Annotated in this window: 14 protein-coding genes; 3 read left to right on the top strand and 11 right to left on the bottom strand. The window is 73.1% G+C overall.

The genetic code is table 11. The features are described from left to right. Positions 1-63 precede the first annotated feature (63 nt). From ACIF6L_RS06065 to ACIF6L_RS06055, 3 genes are all read right to left on the bottom strand, one after another. Positions 64-3,693, bottom strand: coding sequence for a ribonuclease E/G (locus ACIF6L_RS06065; RefSeq protein ID WP_396487043.1), 3,630 nt, complete (start codon positions 3,691-3,693; stop codon positions 64-66). A 396-nt stretch (positions 3,694-4,089) separates the two neighbouring features. Further along, positions 4,090-4,890, bottom strand: a complete 801-nt coding sequence (locus tag ACIF6L_RS06060) for a TIGR03936 family radical SAM-associated protein (RefSeq protein ID WP_359808016.1) — start codon at positions 4,888-4,890, stop codon at positions 4,090-4,092. A 222-nt stretch (positions 4,891-5,112) separates the two neighbouring features. Then, positions 5,113-7,038 (bottom strand): TIGR03960 family B12-binding radical SAM protein, encoded by a 1,926-nt coding sequence (locus ACIF6L_RS06055; protein WP_359808015.1) that lies wholly within the window; start codon positions 7,036-7,038, stop codon positions 5,113-5,115. Positions 7,039-7,314: 276 nt separating this feature from the next. Between ACIF6L_RS06055 and ACIF6L_RS06050 the strand changes: the two genes are divergently transcribed. Continuing rightward, positions 7,315-8,619, top strand: a complete 1,305-nt coding sequence (locus ACIF6L_RS06050; RefSeq protein ID WP_329487626.1) for a M14 family zinc carboxypeptidase — start codon at positions 7,315-7,317, stop codon at positions 8,617-8,619. A gap of 77 nt (positions 8,620-8,696) precedes the next feature. Here ACIF6L_RS06050 and rodA read toward each other — a convergent pair whose 3' ends face one another. The 8 genes from rodA to ACIF6L_RS06010 form a co-directional block, all read right to left on the bottom strand. After that, positions 8,697-9,896, bottom strand: a complete 1,200-nt coding sequence (gene rodA / locus ACIF6L_RS06045) for a rod shape-determining protein RodA (protein WP_352289164.1) — start codon at positions 9,894-9,896, stop codon at positions 8,697-8,699. Beyond that, positions 9,893-12,154: a penicillin-binding protein 2 gene (gene mrdA, locus ACIF6L_RS06040; RefSeq protein WP_329487628.1), complete on the bottom strand. Its 2,262-nt coding sequence runs from the start codon at positions 12,152-12,154 to the stop codon at positions 9,893-9,895. The genes rodA and mrdA overlap by 4 nt, the downstream gene beginning before the upstream one ends. 53 nt (positions 12,155-12,207) lie before the next feature. Continuing rightward, positions 12,208-12,849 carry a rod shape-determining protein MreD gene (gene mreD, locus ACIF6L_RS06035; RefSeq protein ID WP_329487629.1) on the bottom strand — a complete coding sequence of 214 codons (642 nt, stop codon included), beginning with the start codon at positions 12,847-12,849 and terminating at the stop codon, positions 12,208-12,210. A gap of 3 nt (positions 12,850-12,852) precedes the next feature. After that, the gene (mreC, locus tag ACIF6L_RS06030; RefSeq protein ID WP_329487630.1) at positions 12,853-13,806 is read right to left on the bottom strand and encodes a rod shape-determining protein MreC; all 954 of its coding nucleotides are present in this window, start codon (positions 13,804-13,806) and stop codon (positions 12,853-12,855) included. 93 nt (positions 13,807-13,899) lie between these two features. Next, the gene (locus ACIF6L_RS06025) at positions 13,900-14,925 is read right to left on the bottom strand and encodes a rod shape-determining protein (protein WP_305067939.1); all 1,026 of its coding nucleotides are present in this window, start codon (positions 14,923-14,925) and stop codon (positions 13,900-13,902) included. A gap of 309 nt (positions 14,926-15,234) precedes the next feature. Further along, a complete protein-coding gene (gene ndk, locus ACIF6L_RS06020) occupies positions 15,235-15,648 on the bottom strand; it encodes a nucleoside-diphosphate kinase (RefSeq protein WP_329487631.1) in 414 nt (137 codons plus the stop codon). A 109-nt stretch (positions 15,649-15,757) separates the two neighbouring features. Further along, a complete protein-coding gene (locus ACIF6L_RS06015) occupies positions 15,758-16,102 on the bottom strand; it encodes a DUF4233 domain-containing protein (RefSeq protein ID WP_329487632.1) in 345 nt (114 codons plus the stop codon). A 2-nt stretch (positions 16,103-16,104) separates the two neighbouring features. Then, complete coding sequence (locus ACIF6L_RS06010) at positions 16,105-17,496, bottom strand: folylpolyglutamate synthase/dihydrofolate synthase family protein (RefSeq protein ID WP_359808012.1); 1,392 nt, start codon at positions 17,494-17,496, stop codon at positions 16,105-16,107. Between the two features lie 174 nt (positions 17,497-17,670). Here ACIF6L_RS06010 and ACIF6L_RS06005 point away from each other — a divergent pair, with 174 nt between their 5' ends. Together ACIF6L_RS06005 and wecB are read left to right on the top strand one after the other, a co-directional pair. Further along, entirely contained in the window at positions 17,671-19,104 is a 1,434-nt protein-coding gene (locus tag ACIF6L_RS06005; RefSeq protein WP_396487045.1) for a glycosyltransferase, read from the top strand. A gap of 106 nt (positions 19,105-19,210) precedes the next feature. Then, the gene (gene wecB, locus ACIF6L_RS06000; RefSeq protein WP_396487046.1) at positions 19,211-20,353 is read left to right on the top strand and encodes a non-hydrolyzing UDP-N-acetylglucosamine 2-epimerase; all 1,143 of its coding nucleotides are present in this window, start codon (positions 19,211-19,213) and stop codon (positions 20,351-20,353) included. Positions 20,354-20,386: the final 33 nt, after the last annotated feature.

Raw genomic sequence — 20,386 nt, 5'->3', positions numbered from 1 at the left:
CCTCGGGGGCAAACCGGGCCGTCCCGGTCCGGGGCGGGCGCGAGCCCGCCCCGGACCGACGCACTACTCGGCTGCCGAATCACCCTCGGCGGCCGCGGCCTTCTTGGCCGCCGCGCTCGTCCGCTTGGTGGCGGTCTTGCGGGCGGTGGTCTTCTTCGCGGCGGCCGCCGTGGTGGTGGTCTTCTTGGCGGCCGTCTTCTTCGCGGTGGTCTTGCGGGCGGCCCGCTTCTTCGGGGCCGGCGCCTCCTCGGCGGGCTCCTCGGCCGGGGCGGCCTCGGCGGCGGGCTCCGGCGTGCCGGTCTCCGCGGCCGCCTCGGGCTCCGTCGCGACCGGCTCGGCCGCGGCCGGCGCCTCGACGGGTGCCTCGACGGCCTCCGCCACCGGCTCGGCCGGGGCCTCGGCGGGCGTCTCGACGGCCGCGAAGGCCGCCTGCAGCGCCGCGTCGGCACGGGCCTGCAGCACCACGATCTCGGCCTCGGCGGGCGCCCCGGCCGGAGCCGTCGCCTTGCGCACCGCCCGGCGGCGGGTGCGGCCGGCCGGCGCCGCCGTGGCGGCGGGGATCTCGACCAGGCTCGGCTGGGCCGTCTCCTCGACGACCACCGGCTCGGTCACCGGCTCGGTCACCGGCTGGGCCACCGGCTCGACGACGGCCTCGGCCTCGACCTCGGCCACCGGCACGTCGATCGCGAGCTGCCCCTCGACCTCCTCGTGCTCCGGAGCCTCGATGTCGGCCTCGATGTCGGCCTCGACCACGGTCTGCGCCTCGTCCTGGGCGCCGCCGCCCTTGCCCCGGCGTCGGCGCTTGCCGCCGCCCGAGGCCGGCTCGCCCGCCGCGACGGCGTGGCCGCCGCCGGTGTGGACGTGGCTGCTCGGCTGCTCCATGTGGACGATCACGCCGCGCCCGTTGCAGTGGACGCACGGCTCGGAGAAGGACTCCAGCAGGCCCTGGCCGACCCGCTTGCGGGTCATCTGGACCAGGCCCAGCGAGGTGACCTCGGCCACCTGGTGCTTGGTCCGGTCCCGGCCCAGGCACTCCAGCAGACGGCGCAGCACCAGGTCCCGGTTGGACTCCAGCACCATGTCGATGAAGTCGATCACGATGATGCCGCCGAGGTCGCGCAGCCGCAGCTGGCGCACGATCTCCTCGGCCGCCTCGATGTTGTTGCGGGTGACGGTCTCTTCGAGGTTGCCGCCCTGACCGACGAACTTGCCGGTGTTGACGTCGATGACGACCATCGCCTCGGTGCGGTCGATCACCAGCGAACCGCCGCTGGGCAGCCAGACCTTGCGGTCCAGCGCCTTCATCAGCTGCTCGTCGATCCGGTAGGTCGCGAACACGTCGACCTCGGAGGTCCACCGCTGCAGGCGCTCGGCCAGGTCGGGGGCCACGTTGGAGACGTAGTCGTGGATGGTGTTCCACGCCTCGGTGCCGGAGACGATGACCTTGGTGAAGTCCTCGTTGAAGATGTCGCGGACGACCCGGACGGTCATGTCCGGCTCGCCGTAGAGCAGCGCGGGGGCGTTGCCGGTCGCGGCCTTCTTCTGGATCTCCTCCCACTGCTGCTGGAGGCGCTGGACGTCACGGGTCAGCTCGTCCTCGGAGGCGCCCTCGGCGGCGGTGCGCACGATGACGCCCGCGTCGTCCGGGACGATCTTCTTGAGGATCTGCTTCAGACGGGCCCGCTCGTTCTCGGGCAGCTTGCGCGAGATGCCGGTCATCGAGCCCTCGGGCACGTAGACCAGGTAGCGGCCGGGCAGCGAGATCTGGCTGGTCAGGCGGGCGCCCTTGTGGCCGATCGGGTCCTTGGAGACCTGCACCAGGACGGACTGGCCGGACTTCAGCACCGACTCGATCCGGCGCGGGCCACCGTGGCCGCCCAGCGAGCCGAAGTTCACCTCACCGGCGTACAGCACCGCGTTGCGGCCCTTGCCGATGTCGACGAAGGCGGCCTCCATCGACGGCAGCACGTTCTGGACCTTGCCCAGGTAGACGTTGCCGACGTACGAGGTGGCCTGCTCCTTGTTGACGTAGTGCTCGACCAGCACGCCGTCCTCGAGGACGCCGATCTGGGTGCGCTGGCCGTTCTGGCGCACCACCATGACGCGCTCGACCGACTCGCGACGGGCCAGGAACTCGGCCTCGGTGATGATCGGCACCCGGCGGCGGCCCAGCTCGCGGCCCTCACGGCGGCGCTGCTTCTTGGCCTCCAGTCGGGTGGAGCCCTTGATGGACTGCACCTCGTCCGGGTCGAACGACGGCTCGGTGGAGCGGCGGCGCGGCTCGCGCACCTTCACCACCGTGCGGACGCCGTCCTCGGTGGTCTCGGCGGCCTCGCCGGCACCGGCCTCGCCACTGCGACGGCGGCGACGACGGCGACGACGGGACGAGGCCAGGCCGACCGACAGGTCGTCGTCGTCCTCGCCGTCCTCGTCCTCGGCCTCGGCCTCGGCGGCCGGCTCCTGGACGGGCTGCTCGGTCTCGGCCGTCTCGGCCTCGAAGTCCTCGGCCTCGCCACGACGGCGGCGGCGGCCGCCCCGGCGGCGACGGCGGGACGGACGACCGTCCTCCCACTCGTCCTCGGCCTCGGGACCGGCGGCGGGCGCCTCGACGGCGGCCGGGGCCGCGACCGGGGCGGGCGGCGCGACCGGGGCCTCGACCACGGGGGCGGCGGGCGCCACCGGAGCGGCGGCGGCCGACCTGCGGCGGTTCGGGGTCTGCACCCGCACCTGGGTGCGGGTACGGCGACGGCGGCCGACGCCGCTGTACTCGTACTCGTCCTCCTCCGTGCTCTTCACGGCGGGGGCTTCGGCCGGAGCCGGGGTCTCGGCCGGGGCGGCCGCGGCCGCGACGGGGGCGGCGGCGGCCTGGGCCGACGGCGCGGTGTAGGGGGCCGGCTCCTGGAAGACGGGGGCCTGGAAGATCGCGGTGGACGGGCGGACCGCACGGCGGCGCACCCGGTGGGTCGGCTCGGCCTCGGCGACCGGCGCGGGGGCCGGGGCGGGCTCCGGCTCGGCGGCGGGCGCGACGGCCTCGGCCTCCTCGGCGGGCTCCTCCTCCGCGGCGGGCTCCTCGACCGGGGCCTCCTCGACGACCGGCGCGGCCTCGGCCACGCGGCGGCGACGGGGGCGGCGGGCGGGGGCCGCGGGGGCCTCCTCGACCGGCGTGGCCTCGGCGACGGGCGCCTCGGCGGGTGCGGCCTCGACCGGGGTCTCGACGGGTGCGTCGGCCGCGGCGGGCGCGCTCACCGGCGCCTCGGCCCGCTTGCGGGTCCGGCGGGCCCTGGCGGGCTTCTCGGCCACGGGCTCGGCGGCCGGCTCGGCGGCCGGCGCCTTCGCGGCGGGGGCCTCGGCGGCGGGCGCCTCGGCCTCGGCCGGCGTCACGACGATCGGGGTGGCCTCCGGCGCCCCGGCGGGCGCCTCGGCCCGCTTGCGGGTCCGGCGGGCCCGGACCGGCTTCTCGGCGGCCGGTTCGGCGGCCGGCGCCTCCACGGCGGGGGCCTCGGCGGCGGGCGCCTCGGTCGCGATGACCGTCTCGGCGCCGTCGGCGGCCGCGCCCTGCGGGGTGCCCGCGGGGCGGGACACCGCACGGCGGCGGCGGCGCGGCGGTGCGCCGGTCGTGCCGTCGCCGGTGGCGGCGGTGTTCTCGTTCGGTTCCGTCGCCGCGTTCTGCTGCGGATCGGTGTTATCGAGCATGCGGGTGGATCTCCCGTCAGGCCCCCGGGCTCCGTATCCGGGCACGGCAGGGCACCGGTGGCCGGCCGGCATCACGAGGATGCTCGGGCCGGACCCTTTCCTGGTGCCGCCGTGCGGACGCGAGGCCGCACAGGGGCTCGTAGTCTCGCTCGGCGCCCCGCACGCGGCGGGGTGTCGAAAGTCTTCTGGTCTGCCCAGTCTTCTGAGGTTTTCCCAAGCTGCGCCGTTCCCCAACCCCGGGTGGCTCCCGGACGGGGACCTCGGGCCCACCGACCATCCGGGTCGGCGGGCCGCAAGAGGCCGGCCTGTGCTTCGACGACGCTCGCTCCCCTGGGGAGCCGCGGGGGCCTGGAGGACCAACGGGTCCAGTGAGGCACTGGACCAGGCCTCCGCCCGCTAGGCGGACGCGGTTGCGCGCGGCTCGTCGGCGGCCACAGGGCCGACCGGAGCCGCGGCGCGGTCGAGCGCCAGCGGGTCGGTCACCGTGCCGGTCTCCTCGTCGAGCGGCCCCTGCGCCAGCCTGGTCACCTCTGCGGGGACCGGCGGCGCCAGGTCAGCCGTCGCACGGAGACCGGACAATACGTCGTCGGGTCGTACGGCTGGTGTGGCGTGTCGTACTACCAGGCGCAGTATCGCACAGGCACGGCCGGTCCGAACATCGCGGGCCCCTTCGCCCTCCGTGTCCGCACCGTCGTCGACCTGCGGCGAGAGGATTTCCAGCGCCGCGACCGCGCCGCGCGCGTCGAAGACGCGCACGCCGTTCTTGGTGCGGCGTTCGACCTCGACCCGCTCCTCGGCGAGGAAGGCGGCGGCCGCGCGGGACGCCTCCGGCCCGGTGACACCGTCCAGCCGGACCTGCCATTCGGAGGCTTCCAGACGCTCGACGAAGTTCGGCGTCCGGACTTCGACCGCGTCGATGATGTCGAGGCCCTTCGGCAGCGACTCGTCCAGCTGCGCGCGCAGCTCCTCGGGGTCGCGGTGGGCCGCCAGGCCGATCTCCAGGTACTCCGCCTCGCTGGCCACCCCGGTGGGGGCCGCGTTGGCGTAGGACACCTTCGGGTGCGGTGTGAAGCCGGCCGAGTAGGCCATCGGCACGGCCGACCGGCGCAGGGCGCGCTCGAAGGCGCGCTGGAAGTCGCGGTGGCTGGTGAAGCGGAGCCGGCCGCGCTTGGTGTAGCGGAGACGGATCCGCTGCACCGTCGGCGCGGGCGGCGGACCGTCGGGCGTACGGCGTGCCAGAGTCGCTCAGTCCTTAGTCAGATGTCCCCGTCCGGCGTGACACGATCGCGCCACTCTCCGGACTCTGTCACCCAAAGGGTACGCGCCCGCGCGCCACCTTCGCTCCGCCCCTGGTCAGCCCGGATGCGCGAAACCCCGGCCGGAGCGCCCGGCCGGGGTCCCGCGATGGCGTGCGCCGCCCTACTTGACGACCGTCAGCGGCAGGAGCTTCTTGCCCGTCGGGCCGATCTGGATGGCCGTGTCCATCTGAGGACAGACACCGCAGTCGAAGCACGGGGTCCAGCGGCAGTCGTCGACCTCGACCTCTTCGAGGGCGTCCTGCCAGTCCTCCCAGAGCCAGTCCTTGTCGAGGCCGCTGTCCAGGTGGTCCCAGGGCAGCACCTCCTCGTAGGTGCGCTCGCGGGTGGTGTACCAGTCGACGTCGACGCCGGTGCCGGCCAGGCCCTTCGCGGCCGAGGCCATCCAGCGGTCGTAGGAGAAGTGCTCGCGCCAGCCGTCGAAACGGCCGCCGTCCTCGTAGACCGCCCGGATGACGGCGCCGATCCGGCGGTCACCCCGGGAGAGCAGGCCCTCGACGATGCCGGGCTTGCCGTCGTGGTAGCGGTAGCCGATGTTCTTGCCGTACTTGCGGTCGCCGCGGATCGAGTCGCGCAGCTTGGCCAGCCGGGCGTCGGTGTCCTCGGCGGACAGCTGCGGGGCCCACTGGAACGGGGTGTGCGGCTTGGGCACGAATCCGCCGATCGAGACGGTGCAGCGGATGTCGTTCTGGCCGGTGACCTCGCGCCCCTTCTGGATGACGTTCTTCGCCATCTCACCGATCTGGAGGACGTCCTCGTCGGTCTCGGTGGGCAGGCCGCACATGAAGTACAGCTTCACCTGGCGCCAGCCGTTGCCGTACGCGGTGGAGACGGTGCGGATGAGGTCCTCCTCCGACACCATCTTGTTGATCACCTTGCGCATGCGCTCACTGCCGCCCTCGGGGGCGAAGGTGAGGCCCGAGCGGCGGCCGTTGCGGCTGAGCTCGTTGGCGAGGTCGATGTTGAAGGCGTCGACCCGGGTGGACGGCAGCGACAGACCGATCTTGTCCTCGGTGTAGCGGTCGGCCAGGCCCTTGGCGATGTCACCGATCTCGGTGTGGTCGGCGCTGGACAGCGACAGCAGGCCGACCTCCTCGAAGCCGGTGGCCTTCAGCCCGCGCTCCACCATCTCGCCGATGCCGGTGATGCTTCGCTCCCGCACGGGGCGCGTGATCATGCCGGCCTGGCAGAAGCGGCAGCCGCGGGTGCAGCCGCGGAAGATCTCGACGGACATCCGCTCGTGCACCGTCTCGGCGAGCGGGACGAGCGGCTGCTTGGGGTAGGGCCACTCGTCGAGGTCCATCACGGTGTGCTTGGAGACCCGCCACGGCACGCCCGGCGCGTTCGGCACCACTCGGGCGATCCGGCCGTCGGCCAGGTACTCCACGTCGTAGAACCGGGGGACGTACACGCCGCCGGTGCGCGCCAGGCGCAGCAGCAGCTCGTCGCGCCCGCCCGGGCGGCCCTCGGCCTTCCAGCCGCGGACCAGCTCGGTGATGTCCAGGACGGCCTGCTCGCCGTCGCCCACCACCGCGCAGTCGATGAAGTCGGCGATCGGCTCGGGGTTGAACGCGGCGTGGCCGCCGGCCAGCACGATCGGGTCGTCCACCGTCCGGTCGCGGGCCTCCAGCGGGATGCCGGCCAGGTCGAGCGCGGTCAGCATGTTGGTGTAGCCGAGCTCGGTGGAGAACGAGAGCCCGAACACGTCGAAGGCCTTGACCGGCCGGTGCGCGTCCACGGTGAACTGCGGGACGTCGTGCTCGCGCATGAGCGCTTCGAGGTCCGGCCAGACGCTGTAGGTGCGCTCGGCGAGCACGCCCTCGCGCTCGTTGAGCACCTCGTAGAGGATCATGACGCCCTGGTTGGGCAGGCCGACCTCGTAGGCGTCGGGGTACATCAGCGCCCAGCGGACGTCGCAGGCGTCCCAGTCCTTGACGGTCGAGTTGAGCTCGCCGCCGACGTACTGGATCGGCTTCTGGACGTGCGGGAGGAGGGCCTCCAGGCGTGGGAAGACCGATTCGACAGTCATGTACTAGGAACCCTTACGACGTTGAATGGTGTCGCTGGCATCGGACCCGGTGGGGTGGTGCGCGACGGCTGGGAGGGGTGACCCTCAAGGGTAGCCGAATCCCGGGACGCTCCGGCCGGCCGCGGGCCTGGGCCGGCCCCCGAGCGGGGGTCGAATCGGCTGTTGACAGCCCCGGACGGCCCATGCGGTACTGGCAGGGCTCCGCCGGGAGGCCCTGCACGCCATCGGGACAAGGAAGTTGACCATGCACGACGGCACCGACACCGGCCTCCTGACATGACCGACACCGGCCGGCGGGTGCCCCAGTGCCACCCCGCGCCCGAGCAGGCCGACCGCTACCTCACGGTGGCCCGCGCCGAGGCGGCGGCCCGCCGGCTCGCCCGCCGCCATCCGGGCCGCTGCCGGCTGCGGGAGGTGGGCCGCTCCCGGGCCGGGCACCCGCTGCTGCTGCTCTCCGTGGACGCGGGCCCGGACGCCGTCCTGGTGGTCGGCGGCCCGCACCCCAACGAGCCGGTCGGCGTCAGCAGCGCCCTGCGGCTGGCCGAGCGGCTGCTGGACCACCCGCCCCGGCCGGGCGTCTCCTGGCACATCCTGCCCTGCCTGGACCCGGACGGCGCCGCGTTCAACGCCGGCTGGCTGGACGGCCCGCTCACCATGCGCCGCCACTACGAGCACTTCTTCCGGCCCTCCTTCGAGGAGCAGCCCGAGCTGCTGCCGCCCGCCGGCGCCGACCGCGCGCCGATGCCGGAGAGCCTGGCGCTGACCGGTCTGATCGACGAGCTGCGGCCGTTCCTGCAGTGCTCCCTGCACGGCGTGGACTTCGGCGGCGCCTTCGTGCAGCTCACCGGGCCCGTCCCGGGCCTGTCCGAGCGCTTCGGCCGCTCGGCGGCGCGCGGCGCCGTCCCGCTGGACGTCGACTCGTACGACGCGGTCGGCTGGGCCAGCCCCGCCCCCGGGACGTACCTGATGCCCGCGCCCGGCGGCTCCGGCCTGTCCCGGGCGCTCCCGGACGAGCCCGAGCTGTCCACCTGGTCGTACGCCGGCCGCCACGGCGGGGTGACGGCCGTCCTGGAGGTGCCGATGTGGGCCGTCGACGCGGTGGGGGACGGCCGCCGGCACCCGGCCGTCCGGCAGGCGGTCGGGACCGCCGCCCGGGTGCTGCGGGACCGCGCCGAGGAGCTGTCCGGCCTGCTCGTACACGTCCCGCCGCACGCCCGCCGGGCCTACGGCCCGATGGTGCGCGCCGTGGAGTTCACGCTGGCGGTCTGCTCGCCGGTCGCCGACGAGTGGCTGGAGCAGTGGTGCGCCCAGCCGCTCACCGTCTCCCGGGTGACCACCGCCGGGCTCGCCGCCGCGCGGATCCCGCTGCGGGTGGCCTCGGTGCTGCTGCGCCTGCTGGCGGACACCGGGGGTCCGGCCGTGGACGCCGCCCGCGAGCGGGCGCTGGGGATCGTCACCGAGAGCCTGGACCAGTTGCGCCACCGCTTCGGCGCCCGCTGGGTGCCGGTGGAGGTCCAGACCGCCCACCAGACCCGCGCGGTGCTCGCCGCGGCCGCCTGCCTGCGCGGCCGGAGCCGGTAGCGGCGGGCCGCCCGCACGGCGGCGGGGCCGGTCCGGGGGGGTGACCCCGGACCGGCCCCGCCGGTGCGTCCGTGCGCTCAGGCCGCTATCGGCCGCTGGCTCTGCACCGCCTGCAGCAGTCCGATCGCCACCCAGGTCGAGAACATCGACGACCCTCCGTAGGAGACGAACGGCAGCGGGATGCCGGCCACCGGCATGATGCCCAGGCACATCCCTATGTTCTCGAAGCCCTGGAAGGCGAACCAGGCGACCACTCCGGCGGCCACGATGGTGCCGTACAGGTCGGTGGCGTGCCGGGCGATCCGGCAGGCCCGCCAGAGCACCACGCCGAGCAGCACGATGATGGCCATCGCCCCGAGGAAGCCCAGCTCCTCGCCGGCCACCGTGAAGACGAAGTCGGTCTGCTGCTCCGGCACGAACTGCCCGGTGGTCTGCGTCCCGTGGAACAGGCCCTTGCCGGTGAGCCCGCCCGAGCCGATCGCGATCCGGGCCTGGGCGGTGTTGTAGCCCACTCCGGACGGGTCCAGCGCCGGGTTGGCGAAGGCCGCGAAGCGGTCGATCTGGTATTTGCTCAGCACCCCGAGCTTCCAGATCGCCACGCAGCCGCCGACGCCGGCCAGGATCAGCCCGAACACCCAGCGGTTGGCCGCGCCGGAGGCGAGCAGGATGCCCAGCACGATGACGGCCATGACCATCACCGACCCGGCGTCCGGCATCAGCATCACGATCGCCATCGGCACGGTGGCCCAGACCAGTCCGCGGAAGACCGCCCGGTGCGAGGGGAACTCCCGCTCCCCCGCGTCCACCTGGTCGGACAGCACCACGGCCATCGCCAGCACGATCGCCAGCTTGGCGAACTCGGCCGGCTGGACGGAGAAGCCACCGCCGAGCTGGATCCAGGAGTGCTGGCCGTTGATGGTCGAGCCGAGCGGGCTCAGCGTGGCCACCAGCAGCAGGATCACCGCGACGTACAGGAACGGCACCACCGTGCGGAACCGCCGGCTCCCTATCCCTATCACCACCGCGCACAGCACCAGTCCGATCACCACGTTGGTGAGGTGCCGGAACAGGAAGTACTGCGGATCGCCGTGGGTGAGCGAGTCCCGCCCCCGGGTGGCGGACCAGACCAGCAGCGAGCTGCCCAGCGACAGCACCATCGCGGCCAGCAGCAGTATCCAGTCGATCCGCCAGAGCGGGGAGTCCTTGGCGAGGGCCTTCGAGACCCCGCTGCGCTGCGGGGCGAGCCGCAGCTGGCGGTACGAGCCGTAGGAGGTCATGTCCGGCTCCTTCCGGTGCTCCGGTTGGGCTCGACGGCGGCGGCGTCCACCGCGGCGAGCGCGATCGGCGGGCCGGCCGGCGGTGCCGGGTCCAGGAAGACCCGCGGCGAGCCGCCGGTCACGCCCGGGTCCCCGGCGGCGGCGGTGAAGCCGGCCGGCTTGATGATGGCGGTGCCGTCCGCGTTGAACTTCGGCAGCTCGGCCTGCGGCTTGGGCAGCAGTGCCTTGCCGTTGTCGATGTTGCCCTTGTCGTCGACGCCGTAGAGCGACTGGTAGATCCGTCGGATCGCGTCGCCGGAGCCACCGGAGCCGGTGCCGCCCTGGCTTATCGTCATCACGACCGCGTAGTCGCCGCTGTAGGTGGTCAGCCACGAGGTGGTCTGCTTGCCCTCGACCTCGGCGGTGCCGGTCTTGGCGTGCAGCTCGATCTTGCCCTGCGGCCAGCCGGCGCCGGTGAACTTCCAGGCGGCGGTACCGCTGGTGACGACGCCCGCGGTGGCCTGGTCGATGTAGCTCAGCAGCTTCTGGTCGCCGGGGAACTTGGCGTCCTCGTGCGGGGCGATCTCGCGGACGAGCTCCCCGCCCGGGCTTATCACCGCCTTGGCGACGGTCGGCCGGTAGAAGGTGCCGCCGTTGGCGAGCGCCGAGTAGATCCGGGCCATCTGGATCGGGGTGACGAGGGTGTCGCCCTGGCCGATCGCGAAGTTGACCGAGTCACCGGCGCGCATCTGGTAGCCGTCGACGCAGTTCTCCCGGGCGATCTGGTCGGAGAAGGTGTTGCCGCCCTTCTCCGCCTGCCGGCACCAGGCGTCCTTGTTGTTGTCGTAGAAGGACTGCTTCCACTGCCGGTCCGGCACCCGGCCGGTGACCTCGCTGGGCAGGTCGATGCCGGTCTTGGCGCCGAGGCCGAACTGGTGGGCGGTCTTGAAGAACCAGTCGGCGGTCTCCTTCTTCGGCTTGATGCCGCCGTCCTTCATCCACTGGTCGTAGGCCAGCCCGTAGAAGACGGTGTCGCAGGAGACTTCGAGCGCCTTCTCCAGCGTGATCGAGCCGAAGCTCTCGCTCTCGAAGTTCTTGAACTCACGGCCGCCGATGGTCATGCTCTTCGGGCACGGGTACGTCCCGTCCAGCGAGTAGCCGGCCTGCACGGCGGCGGTGGTGGAGATGACCTTGAAGGTCGAGCCGGGCGCGGACTGACCCTGTATGGCCCGGTTCAGCAGCGGGAAGTTGGAGTCCTTGCTGGTCAGTGCCTGGTAGTCCTTGCCGGAGATACCGCCCTGCCAGAGGTTGGGGTCGTACGTCGGCGCGCTGGCCATCGCCACGATCCGCCCGGTGTGCACGTCCATGACGACCGCGGCGCCGGAGTCGGCCTCGTAGTTGCGGTTGGTCACCTTGTCGAAGGTCTTCCTGGCGTCGTTCATCGCCTGCGCCAGGTTGTCCTCGACGACCTTCTGCACCCGGGCGTCGATGCTGGTCACCAGGTTGTTGCCGGTCTGCGGCTCGACGATGCCGGCGTTGCCGATCACCCGGCCGAGGTTGTCCACCTCCAGCTTGGTGATCCCGGCCGTCCCGCGCAGGTCGCGGTCGTACACCGACTCCAGGCCGGCGCGGCCGATCTGGTCGGCCGGCAGGTAGCGGTCCAGGCCGGTCTTGTCGGCGGTCTTGCTGACCTCCTCGTCCGTCACCGGCGAGAGGTAGCCGAGCACCTGGGCCATGTTGGCGCCCTCGACGCCGGTGTAGTGGCGCACGGCGGTGGGCTGCGCGGTCACCCCGGGGAAGTCCTCGCGGCGCTCCATCATCTGCAGCGCCTGCTGGGTGGTCGCCTCCTTGGTGACCGGGATCGGCTGGTACGGCGAGCCGTTCCAGCACGGCTGCGGCGTCTTGGCGTCGCAGAGCCGGACCTTCTCCTGGACGTCCTTGGCCGGCATGCCGAGCACCTCGGCGAGCCGGCCCAGCACCGCCTTGCCGCCGTCCTTCTGCTGGAGCAGCGAGGTGCGGCTGACCGAGACCACCAGCCGGGTCTCGTTGCCGGCCAGGATGCGGCCCGAGGCGTCGAGGATCTCGCCGCGCACGGCGGGTTCGACGACCTCGCGGATGTGGTTGCCGGTCGCCTTGGCGGTGTAGACGCTGGCGTTGCGGATCTGCAGGTACCAGAGCCGGCCACCGAGGGTGGCGAGCAGCGACAGCACCAGGATCTGCAGTACCACCAGACGGATCGTCACCCGCCGGGTACGGCCGGTCTCGGGGATGTTGCTCACGTCTCGTGCGCTCCAGAGTGCGGTGTTCCGGGGTTCATGGGCGGGGGCGGGGGCTACGGCCGCTTGGCGAAGCCGAGCGAGCGCCGCTTCTTGTAGCCCGGCCCGGACGAGGTCTCACGGGTCGTCCGGTAGCGGGCGAGCGTGCCCAGCCCGGGGCCGCCCTCGTCGTCACCGGCCGCGGCGGCCACCGGGTCGCGCCCGAAGCGGCGGCCGATCAGCATCACCGCCGGGACGACGAACGGCGCCAGCAGCAGGTCGTACAGCAGGGCGGTGAGCACCAGGCTGCCGAGGCCGACGTGGCGGGCGGCGGTGTCGCCGACCAGGGCGCCGACCATCGCGTACAGCAGGGTGGAGGCGACCGCCGCGGCGGCCACCACCAGCAGCGCGCTGGAGACCGAGCGCTGCCGGCCGTGGTCGGGGCGCAGCAGTCCGGCGGCGTAGCCCATCAGGCAGAGCACCAGCGCGTAGCGGCCGATCGCGTGGTCGGACGGCGGCGCGAGGTCGGCCAGCAGGCCGGCGGCGAAGCCCACCAGGCAGCCGCCGGTCGGCCCGTAGACCATCGCCAGGCCGACCACCACGAGGAGCAGTATGTCCGGTGTGGCGCCCGGGAGTTGGAGCCTGCCGAAGACGCTGACCTGAAGGATCAGGCCGAGCAGGACGAGGACGGCGGTGACGGGGACGCGGGCGAGGCGCATGGTTCAGTTCCCCCCAGTGGTCTTGGCGGGCGGGGCGGCGGCGGCCGGGACGGCGGGCGCGGCCGGGGCCGGGGCCGCCGCCTGGCCCTGGGCGGCCGGGGCCGGCGGCAGGACGGCGTCGCGCGGGTCGGTGCGCGGCGGCACGACCACCACGCCGACCAGGTCGAGCCGGGTGAACTGGACGAAGGGCTCGACCAGGATCGTCTTGGTCAGCTGGCCCGGGGTCGCCTCGACCTGGACCACCTTGCCGACCGGGACTCCGGGCACGAACGGGCGGCCGCTCTGCGAGCCGAAGGTGACCAGCCGGTCGCCCTCCTTCACCTGGGCCTTGCCGTTCAGCAGGGAGACCTTCATCGCGCTGGTGCCGCCGCCGGAGGCGAAGCCGATCTCCCCGCTGCCCTCCAGCCGGGCCCCGGCGCTGAAGCCCGGGTCGGAGGCGAGCAGGACGGTGGAGGTGGTCGGGGCGACGGTGGTGATCCGGCCGACCAGGCCCTGGCCGTTGATCACCGTCATGTCCCGGGTGAGGCCGTCGTCACCGCCGGCGTCGATGGTGATGGTCCAGGAGAAGCCCTGCGCCGGCCCGATCGCGATCACCTGGGCGGCCTTGACGGTGTACCCGCCGGAGCCGGCGGTGCGCAGCAGGTCGTCGAGTTGCTTGGTGCGTCCGCCGGCCATGTCGGAGGAGGCCAGCTTCTGGCGCAGCTCGGTGTTCTCGCGGGCCAGCTGGTCGGTGCGGCCGCTGTGGCCGGTGGCGTCGCGGAAGGCGCGGACGGTGTCGGCCACCGGGTCGACCACCGTGGCGGCGCCGCGCTCGACCGGGCCGAGGACGCCTGCGGCGGCGCGCCGGGCGCCGCCGAGCGGCGAACTCTCGCCGCCCTTGATGTCCACGGTGATCAGCGCGAAGGCGACGGCCACCAGCAGGATGAGCAGCAGCCGGCTCTCTCGTGTGTCCCTCACGGTGCTGGTACTGCCCCTTCGTACCTGGCCGCCCACCCGGGCTGTGGGCCCGGGCGGGGGCCGTTCAGTTGACTACAAGGTCTGACGTCTCTGCTAACGGCGCGGCTGGGCGTCGAGTACCTGCTGGAGGGCCTCGAACTCCTCGACGCACTTGCCGGAGCCGAGCGCCACGGAGTCCAGCGGGTTCTCGGCGATGTGGATCGGCATGCCGGTCTCGCGGCGCAGCCGCTCGTCCAGGCCGCGCAGCAGGGCGCCGCCGCCGGTGAGCACGATGCCGCGGTCCATGACGTCGCCGGCGAGCTCGGGCGGGCACTGGTCGAGGGTGGTCTTGACCGCGTCGATGATCGAGTTGACCGGCTCGTCGATGGCCTCGCGGACCTCGGCCGCCGAGATGACGACGGTCTTGGGCAGGCCGCTGACCAGGTCGCGGCCGCGGATCTCGGCGTGCTCGTCCTTCTCGCCCTCCAGCGCGAAGGCGGAGCCGATGCTCATCTTGATCTGCTCGGCGCTGCGCTCGCCCAGGAGGAGCGAGTACTCCTTCTTGATGTGCTGGACGATCGCGTTGTCCAGCTCGTCGCCGGCCACCCGGATCGACTGCGCGGTGACGATGCCGCCGAGCGAGATCACGGCCACCTCGGTGGTGCCGCCGCCGATGTCGACCACCATGTTGCCGGTGGCCTCGTGGACCGGCAGGCCGGCGCCGATCGCGGCCGCCATCGGCTCCTCGATGATGTGCACCTGGCGCGCGCCGGCCTGCGAGGAGGCCTCGATCACGGCGCGGCGCTCGACCCCGGTGATGCCCGAGGGAACGCAGACCACGACGCGGGGGCGGGCCAGGTAGCGGCGGCGGTGGATCTTGAGGATGAAGTAGCGGAGCATCCGCTCGGTGATCTCGAAGTCGGCGATCACGCCGTCCTTGAGCGGGCGGATGGCGACGATGTTGCCGGGCGTGCGGCCGATCATCTTCTTGGCCTCGGCGCCGACCGCCAGGATGCCGCCGGTGTTGGTGTTGACCGCGACCACGGACGGCTCGTTGAGCACGATCCCCTTGCCCCTGACGTACACCAGCGTGTTGGCGGTTCCGAGGTCGATCGCCAGATCGCGGCCGATGAACGACAGGTTGGTTGCCATGGGGTGTAGGTGCCTTCCCGGGCTCGGAGTCATTGCGGGGGGTGGACGAGGGAGCACGCCCACGGCTTGGGCGAAGACGAGCTGACCAGCCGTACCGGGCCCATGAGTCGCGTCCATCGTAGTCACGCCCGCCAGTACGGACGTCGACGTGGGGCATACCGTCCATTGTCCGGAGCGTGATCGCTTCTCCGAGCATTGGGACGCCGTGTCGGCGTCCCCAGTTCCCTATTTCACGATAAGAATGCCCCGGCCGGGCCAATGGTCCCGACCGGGGCACCCGAAGGTCCTGGGTGGTTCTCAGGCGTGCGTCGGGAAGAAGATCTTGATCTCGCGCTCGGCGGACTCCGTGGAGTCGGAGGCGTGGATCAGGTTCTCCCGGGTGATCGTCGCGTAGTCGCCGCGGATGGTGCCGGCACCGGCCTCCAGCGGGTTGGTCGCACCGGCCAGCATCCGGATGCCGGGGACGACCTCCTCGCCCTCGACGATCAGCGCGATCGACGGACCGGAGGTCATGAACTCCAGCAGCGGCTCGTAGAACGGGCGGCCGACGTGCTCCGCGTAGTGCTGCTCCAGCGTCGCCCGGTCGAAGGTCCGCAGCTCGACGGCGGCGAGCCGCCAGCCGGCCTTGCGCTCGATGCGGCTGATGATCTCGCCGGCCAGGCCGCGCTTGACGGCGTCGGGCTTGAGCAGGACGAGAGTGCGCTGGGACACGGTGCGTCTCCTGGGAATTCGGTTCGGCGCGCACCCGGTTCGCGGTGCGGAGTGCGACTACCGCAGAGGTTACCTTGCGTGAGCAGCGGGCCTTGGGCGAGCCCGGGCCCTATGCCGCCGGGACCGCGCCGGCCGCGCGGGCGGCCTTGAACTCGTCGATCTTCCGGCCGTAGTGCACCGAGCACCACCAGAGTCCGGCGAAGACCACGCCCAGGCCGAACATGGTCGGCAGGATGAAGCCGCTGGCGATCAGGCCGAGCTGGAGCACCCAGCCGATCGCGACCGCGCCGGGGCGGGTGATCATGCCGCAGAGCAGCACGCACAGCGCCATCGCGATGCCCGTCACGGTCCAGACGGTGGCGGTCGGCACGTCGGACAGCTGCATGGCCACCAGCCCGGCGAAGAGCGCCAGCAGCGCCTCGCCGATCAGCGTCGAGGAACAGAGCGTCCTCATCGTCACTTCCTCCCGAGCAGCAGGCGGGCCTCGCCCACCGTGATGACCGAACCGGTGACCAGCACCCCGGCGCCGCCGAGGTCCCCGTCCTCCTCGGCGAGGGTGACGGCGGCGGCGATGGCGTCGTCGAGCCGGGGCTCGACCTGGACGCGGTCCTCGCCGAAGACCTCGACGGCGAGCGCGGCCAGCGCGTCCGCGTCCATCGCGCGGTGGGTGGAGTTCTGGGTGATGACGACCTCGGCCAGGATCGGCTCGAAGGCCTCCAGCAGGCCGGCCACGTCCTTGTCGCCGCTGGTGCCGATCACGCCGACGAGCCGGGTGAAGCCGAAGGACTCGCCGATCGCGGCCACCGTGGCGTGCGCGCCGTCCGGGTTGTGCGCGGCGTCCAGGACGATGGTCGGGCTGCGGCGGACGACCTCCAGGCGGCCCGGCGAGGCGACGCCGGAGAACGCCTGCCGCACCTTGTCCGCGTCCAGCTGCCCGCCGCGCGCGCCGCCGACACCGAAGAAGGCCTCGACCGCCGCGAGCGCGAGCGCCGCGTTCTGCGCCTGGTGGGCGCCGTGCAGCGGGAGGAAGACGTCCGTGTACTCCTCGCCGCCGAGCCCGCGCAGCGTCACCAGCTGGCCCCCGATGGCGACCTCACGGCGGATCACCCCGAACTCCATGCCCTCGCGGGCCACCGTCGCGTCCACCTCGACGGCGCGCCGCAGGATGTTCTGGGCGGCGTCCAGCTGCTGCTGGGCGACGACCGCGATGGAGCCCGGCTTGATGATCCCGGACTTCTCGACCGCGATCTCGCCGGTGGTCTCGCCCAGCTTGTCGGTGTGGTCCAGCGAGATCGGGGCGATCACCGCGACGGCGGCGTCGATCACGTTGGTGGCGTCCCAGGAGCCGCCCATGCCGACCTCGATCACGCCGACGTCCACCGGGGCGTCGGCGAAGGCCGCGTAGGCCATGCCGGTCAGCACCTCGAAGAAGGACATCGCGACCGGCTCGCGCTCGTCGACCATCCGGACGTAGGGCTCGATGTCCCGGTAGACCTCGACGAACCGCTCGGGGGTGATCGGGGCGCCGTCCAGGCTGATCCGCTCGGTGACGGACTCCACGTGCGGGCTGGTGTAGCGGCCGGTGCGCAGCTCGAAGGTGTTGAGCAGCTGCTCGACCATCCGCGCGGTGGAGGTCTTGCCGTTGGTGCCGGTGATGTGGATCGAGGGGAAGGACCGCTGGGGCTGGCCCAGGATGTCCATCAGCGCCTCGATCCGGTCGAGCGAGGGCTCCAGCTTGTTCTCCGGCCAGCGCTTGGAGAGTTCCACCTCGACGTCGCGCAGGGCGTCGCCGGAGCCGTCGTCGGCGGGGCGGAGGGTGTACGGGTTCGGGTCGGCCTTGTCGCTCACGAGCACAGTCTACGGAGCGGCGTCGCGCGCTCCCGACGGGGTGAGAACCACCACTTTGCCCTGACTTTCCGATTCACCCGATTTACTATTGATTCAGCGAGTTCAGACGGCAATGAAGCATCGATTCGCACCCCAGGGAGACGCATCACCTTTGATCACCAGGAGGACAGTCCCATGCCCGACGCCCTGCGCGAGTCGTTCCTGGTCCATCGGAGCGGTGTCGTCCAGCTCGCCGAGCTGCTGTCGCTGGTGCTCCTCGCCTACATGGTCCTGGTGTTCGGCCGCTTCCTCCTCTACTGGGCCGGCTCCCGGCACGCCTTCCGGCACGACCGGCCCGCCGAGCCGGGCGATCCGGCCGCCTTCCAGTGGCACCTGCTGATCCCCTGCCGGGACGAGGAGGCCGTCGTCACCCAGACCCTCGCCGGGCTGCGCGCCGCCGCCCCCGAGGCGCACCTGTGGGTGATCGACGACGACAGCGAGGACCGCACCCGCGAGCTGGTCCTGGCCGCCGCGGAGCGGGACGACCGGATCCACCTCGTCCAGCGCCGCCGTCCGCACGCGCGGATCGGCAAGGGCGCCGCGCTCAACGCCGCCTACCGGAGCGTCGACGCCTGGCTGCCCGAGGACGCCGACCGCGCCCGGGTGATCATCGGCGTCGTCGACGCCGACGGCGAGCTGGAGCCGGGCACCCTGGGCCTGGTCTGCTCCGACCACGCGCTGGCCCGCCCCGACACCGGCGCCGTGCAGATCGGCGTCCGGATGCGCAACGCGGACGACGAACGGCCGCTGCCCGGCCGCGGCCGGACCGCCAACGCGCTGGCCCGCGCGCTGGTCCGGATGCAGGACGTCGAGTTCCAGGCCAACAACGCCGGCATGCAGCTGCTGCGCCGGCGCACCGGCAGCGTCGGTCTCGGCGGAAACGGCCAGTTCGTCCGGCTCACCGCGCTGGACTCGCTCACCGCCGACGAAGGCCGCGAGGGCCGCCCCTGGCCGGAGCGGGCCCTCCTGGAGGACTACGAGTCCGGTCTCGAACTGCGGCTGGCCGGGTGGCGGCTGACACACGTGACGGAGGCCCGGGTGTCCCAGGAGGGGCTGGTCTCGCTCCGCCGCTTCCTCACCCAGCGCACCCGGTGGGCCCAGGGCAACATGCAGTGCCTGCGCTACACCGGGCGGGTGCTGCGCTCGCCCCACTACCGCTGGGCCGGCAAGGCCGAGGTGCTGTACACCTTCCTGCAGCCGGTGGTCTGCGTGCTGCTGGCGGTGCTCACCCCGCTGTCGCTCGGGATCACGGCCGCCGGACTGGCGCTGTTCCCCGAGGAAACCGTCGACTTCCAGGCCCGGTTCGGGCCGCTGATGGCCGCCGCCTTCGTGATCGCGACGCTCCCGATGGTGCTCTGGGGCTTCGCCTACCGCCGGCGCGTGCACCCCGACCGGAGCCGGCTCACCGGCCTGCTCTGGGGCGTCCTGGTCTGGCTCTACGCCTACCACCTGTTCCTGGTCGCCACCCGGGCCGCCGTCCGCCTGCTGCTCGGCCGCAACGGCTGGGCCAAGACCAGGCGCAACGCCGAGAAGGTCGCGGTGGGCGCCCCCACCGCCCTCGAAACCTGAGCCGCGCCCGCTCCGCCCTCCACCCGCTTGCGCCTCGGCGTCCTCGACACCCTCGATGCCCGCAGGCGATCCCGCCGTCCCGCCCAGACCCGTCCGGAGTTCCACCGTGTCCCCGTGCCTTCCCCCGCTGCCGCCCGCCAGTGTCGCCGTCGTCCTCGGCACCCGCCCCGAGCTGGTCAAGCTCGCCCCGCTGATCCACGAGCTCGGCGCCGCGACCCGGCTGGTGCACACCGGCCAGCACTGGGACGAGGCGCTGTCCGGCCGCTTCCTGCGCGACCTCGACCTGCCCCGGCCGGAGCTGCTGACCGGGGTCGGCGGCCGCCCGCGGGCCGGCCAGATCGCCCAGTCGCTCGGCCAGCTGGACGCCGCCTTCGCCGAGGACCGGCCCGCCGCCGTCGTCGTCCAGGGCGACACCAACGCCACCCTGGCCGGCGCGCTGGCCGCCAACGCCCGGGAGATCCCGCTGGTGCACGTCGAGGCCGGGCTGCGCAGCTTCGACCGGGCGATGCCCGAGGAGCACAACCGGGTGATGGTCGACCACGTCTCCGACCTGCTCTGCGCCGCCACCGCGGAGAACGCGGCCAACCTGCGCGCCGAGTCGCTGGACGAGGAACGGATCACCGTCACCGGCAACACCGTCGTCGAGGTGGTCCACCGCCGGCTGCCCGACCGGGCCGCCCGGGCCGCGCTGCTGGCCGCGCACGGGCTGGAGCCGGACGGCTACGTCCTGGCCACCGTGCACCGGCCGGAGAACACCGACAGCGCCGAGGCCCTGGGCGCCGTCCTCGCCGAACTGGACCGGATCGCCCGGGCCGGCACTCCCGTCCTGTTCCCGATGCACCCGCGGACCGCGGCCGCCGTCGAGCGGTTCGCGCTGGACGGCCTGCTGGGGCGGATCGCCGTGACCGCGCCGGTCGGGTACGCGGAGTTCCTGGGCCTGGCCCGGCACGCGGCACTGCTGGTCTCCGACTCCGGCGGGGTCCAGGAGGAGTGCACCGTACTCGGCCGCCCGCTGCTGGTGGTGCGCCGCTCCACCGAACGCCCGGAGGCCGTCGACGCGGGGTTCGCCGCCCTGGTCGCCCCCGGCGAGGAGCTCGGCGGGCTGGCCCGGACCTGGCTGGCCGACACCCCCGAGCGGCTCGCCCGGCTGGCGGCCATCCCGAGCCCGTACGGGGACGGCCTGGCCTCCGCCCGAATCGCCCGGCTCACGGCAGGGCTCGCCGCGCGGTCGGAGGCCGCCGCCGCCTGACGCCCGGACAGGCACTCTTGACAGCCGGATTGG

The sequence above is a fragment of the Kitasatospora sp. NPDC086009 genome (genome assembly GCF_044540385.1).
Lineage (GTDB): Bacteria > Actinomycetota > Actinomycetes > Streptomycetales > Streptomycetaceae > Kitasatospora.
This window is presented reverse-complemented; position numbering and strand designations above follow the sequence as displayed.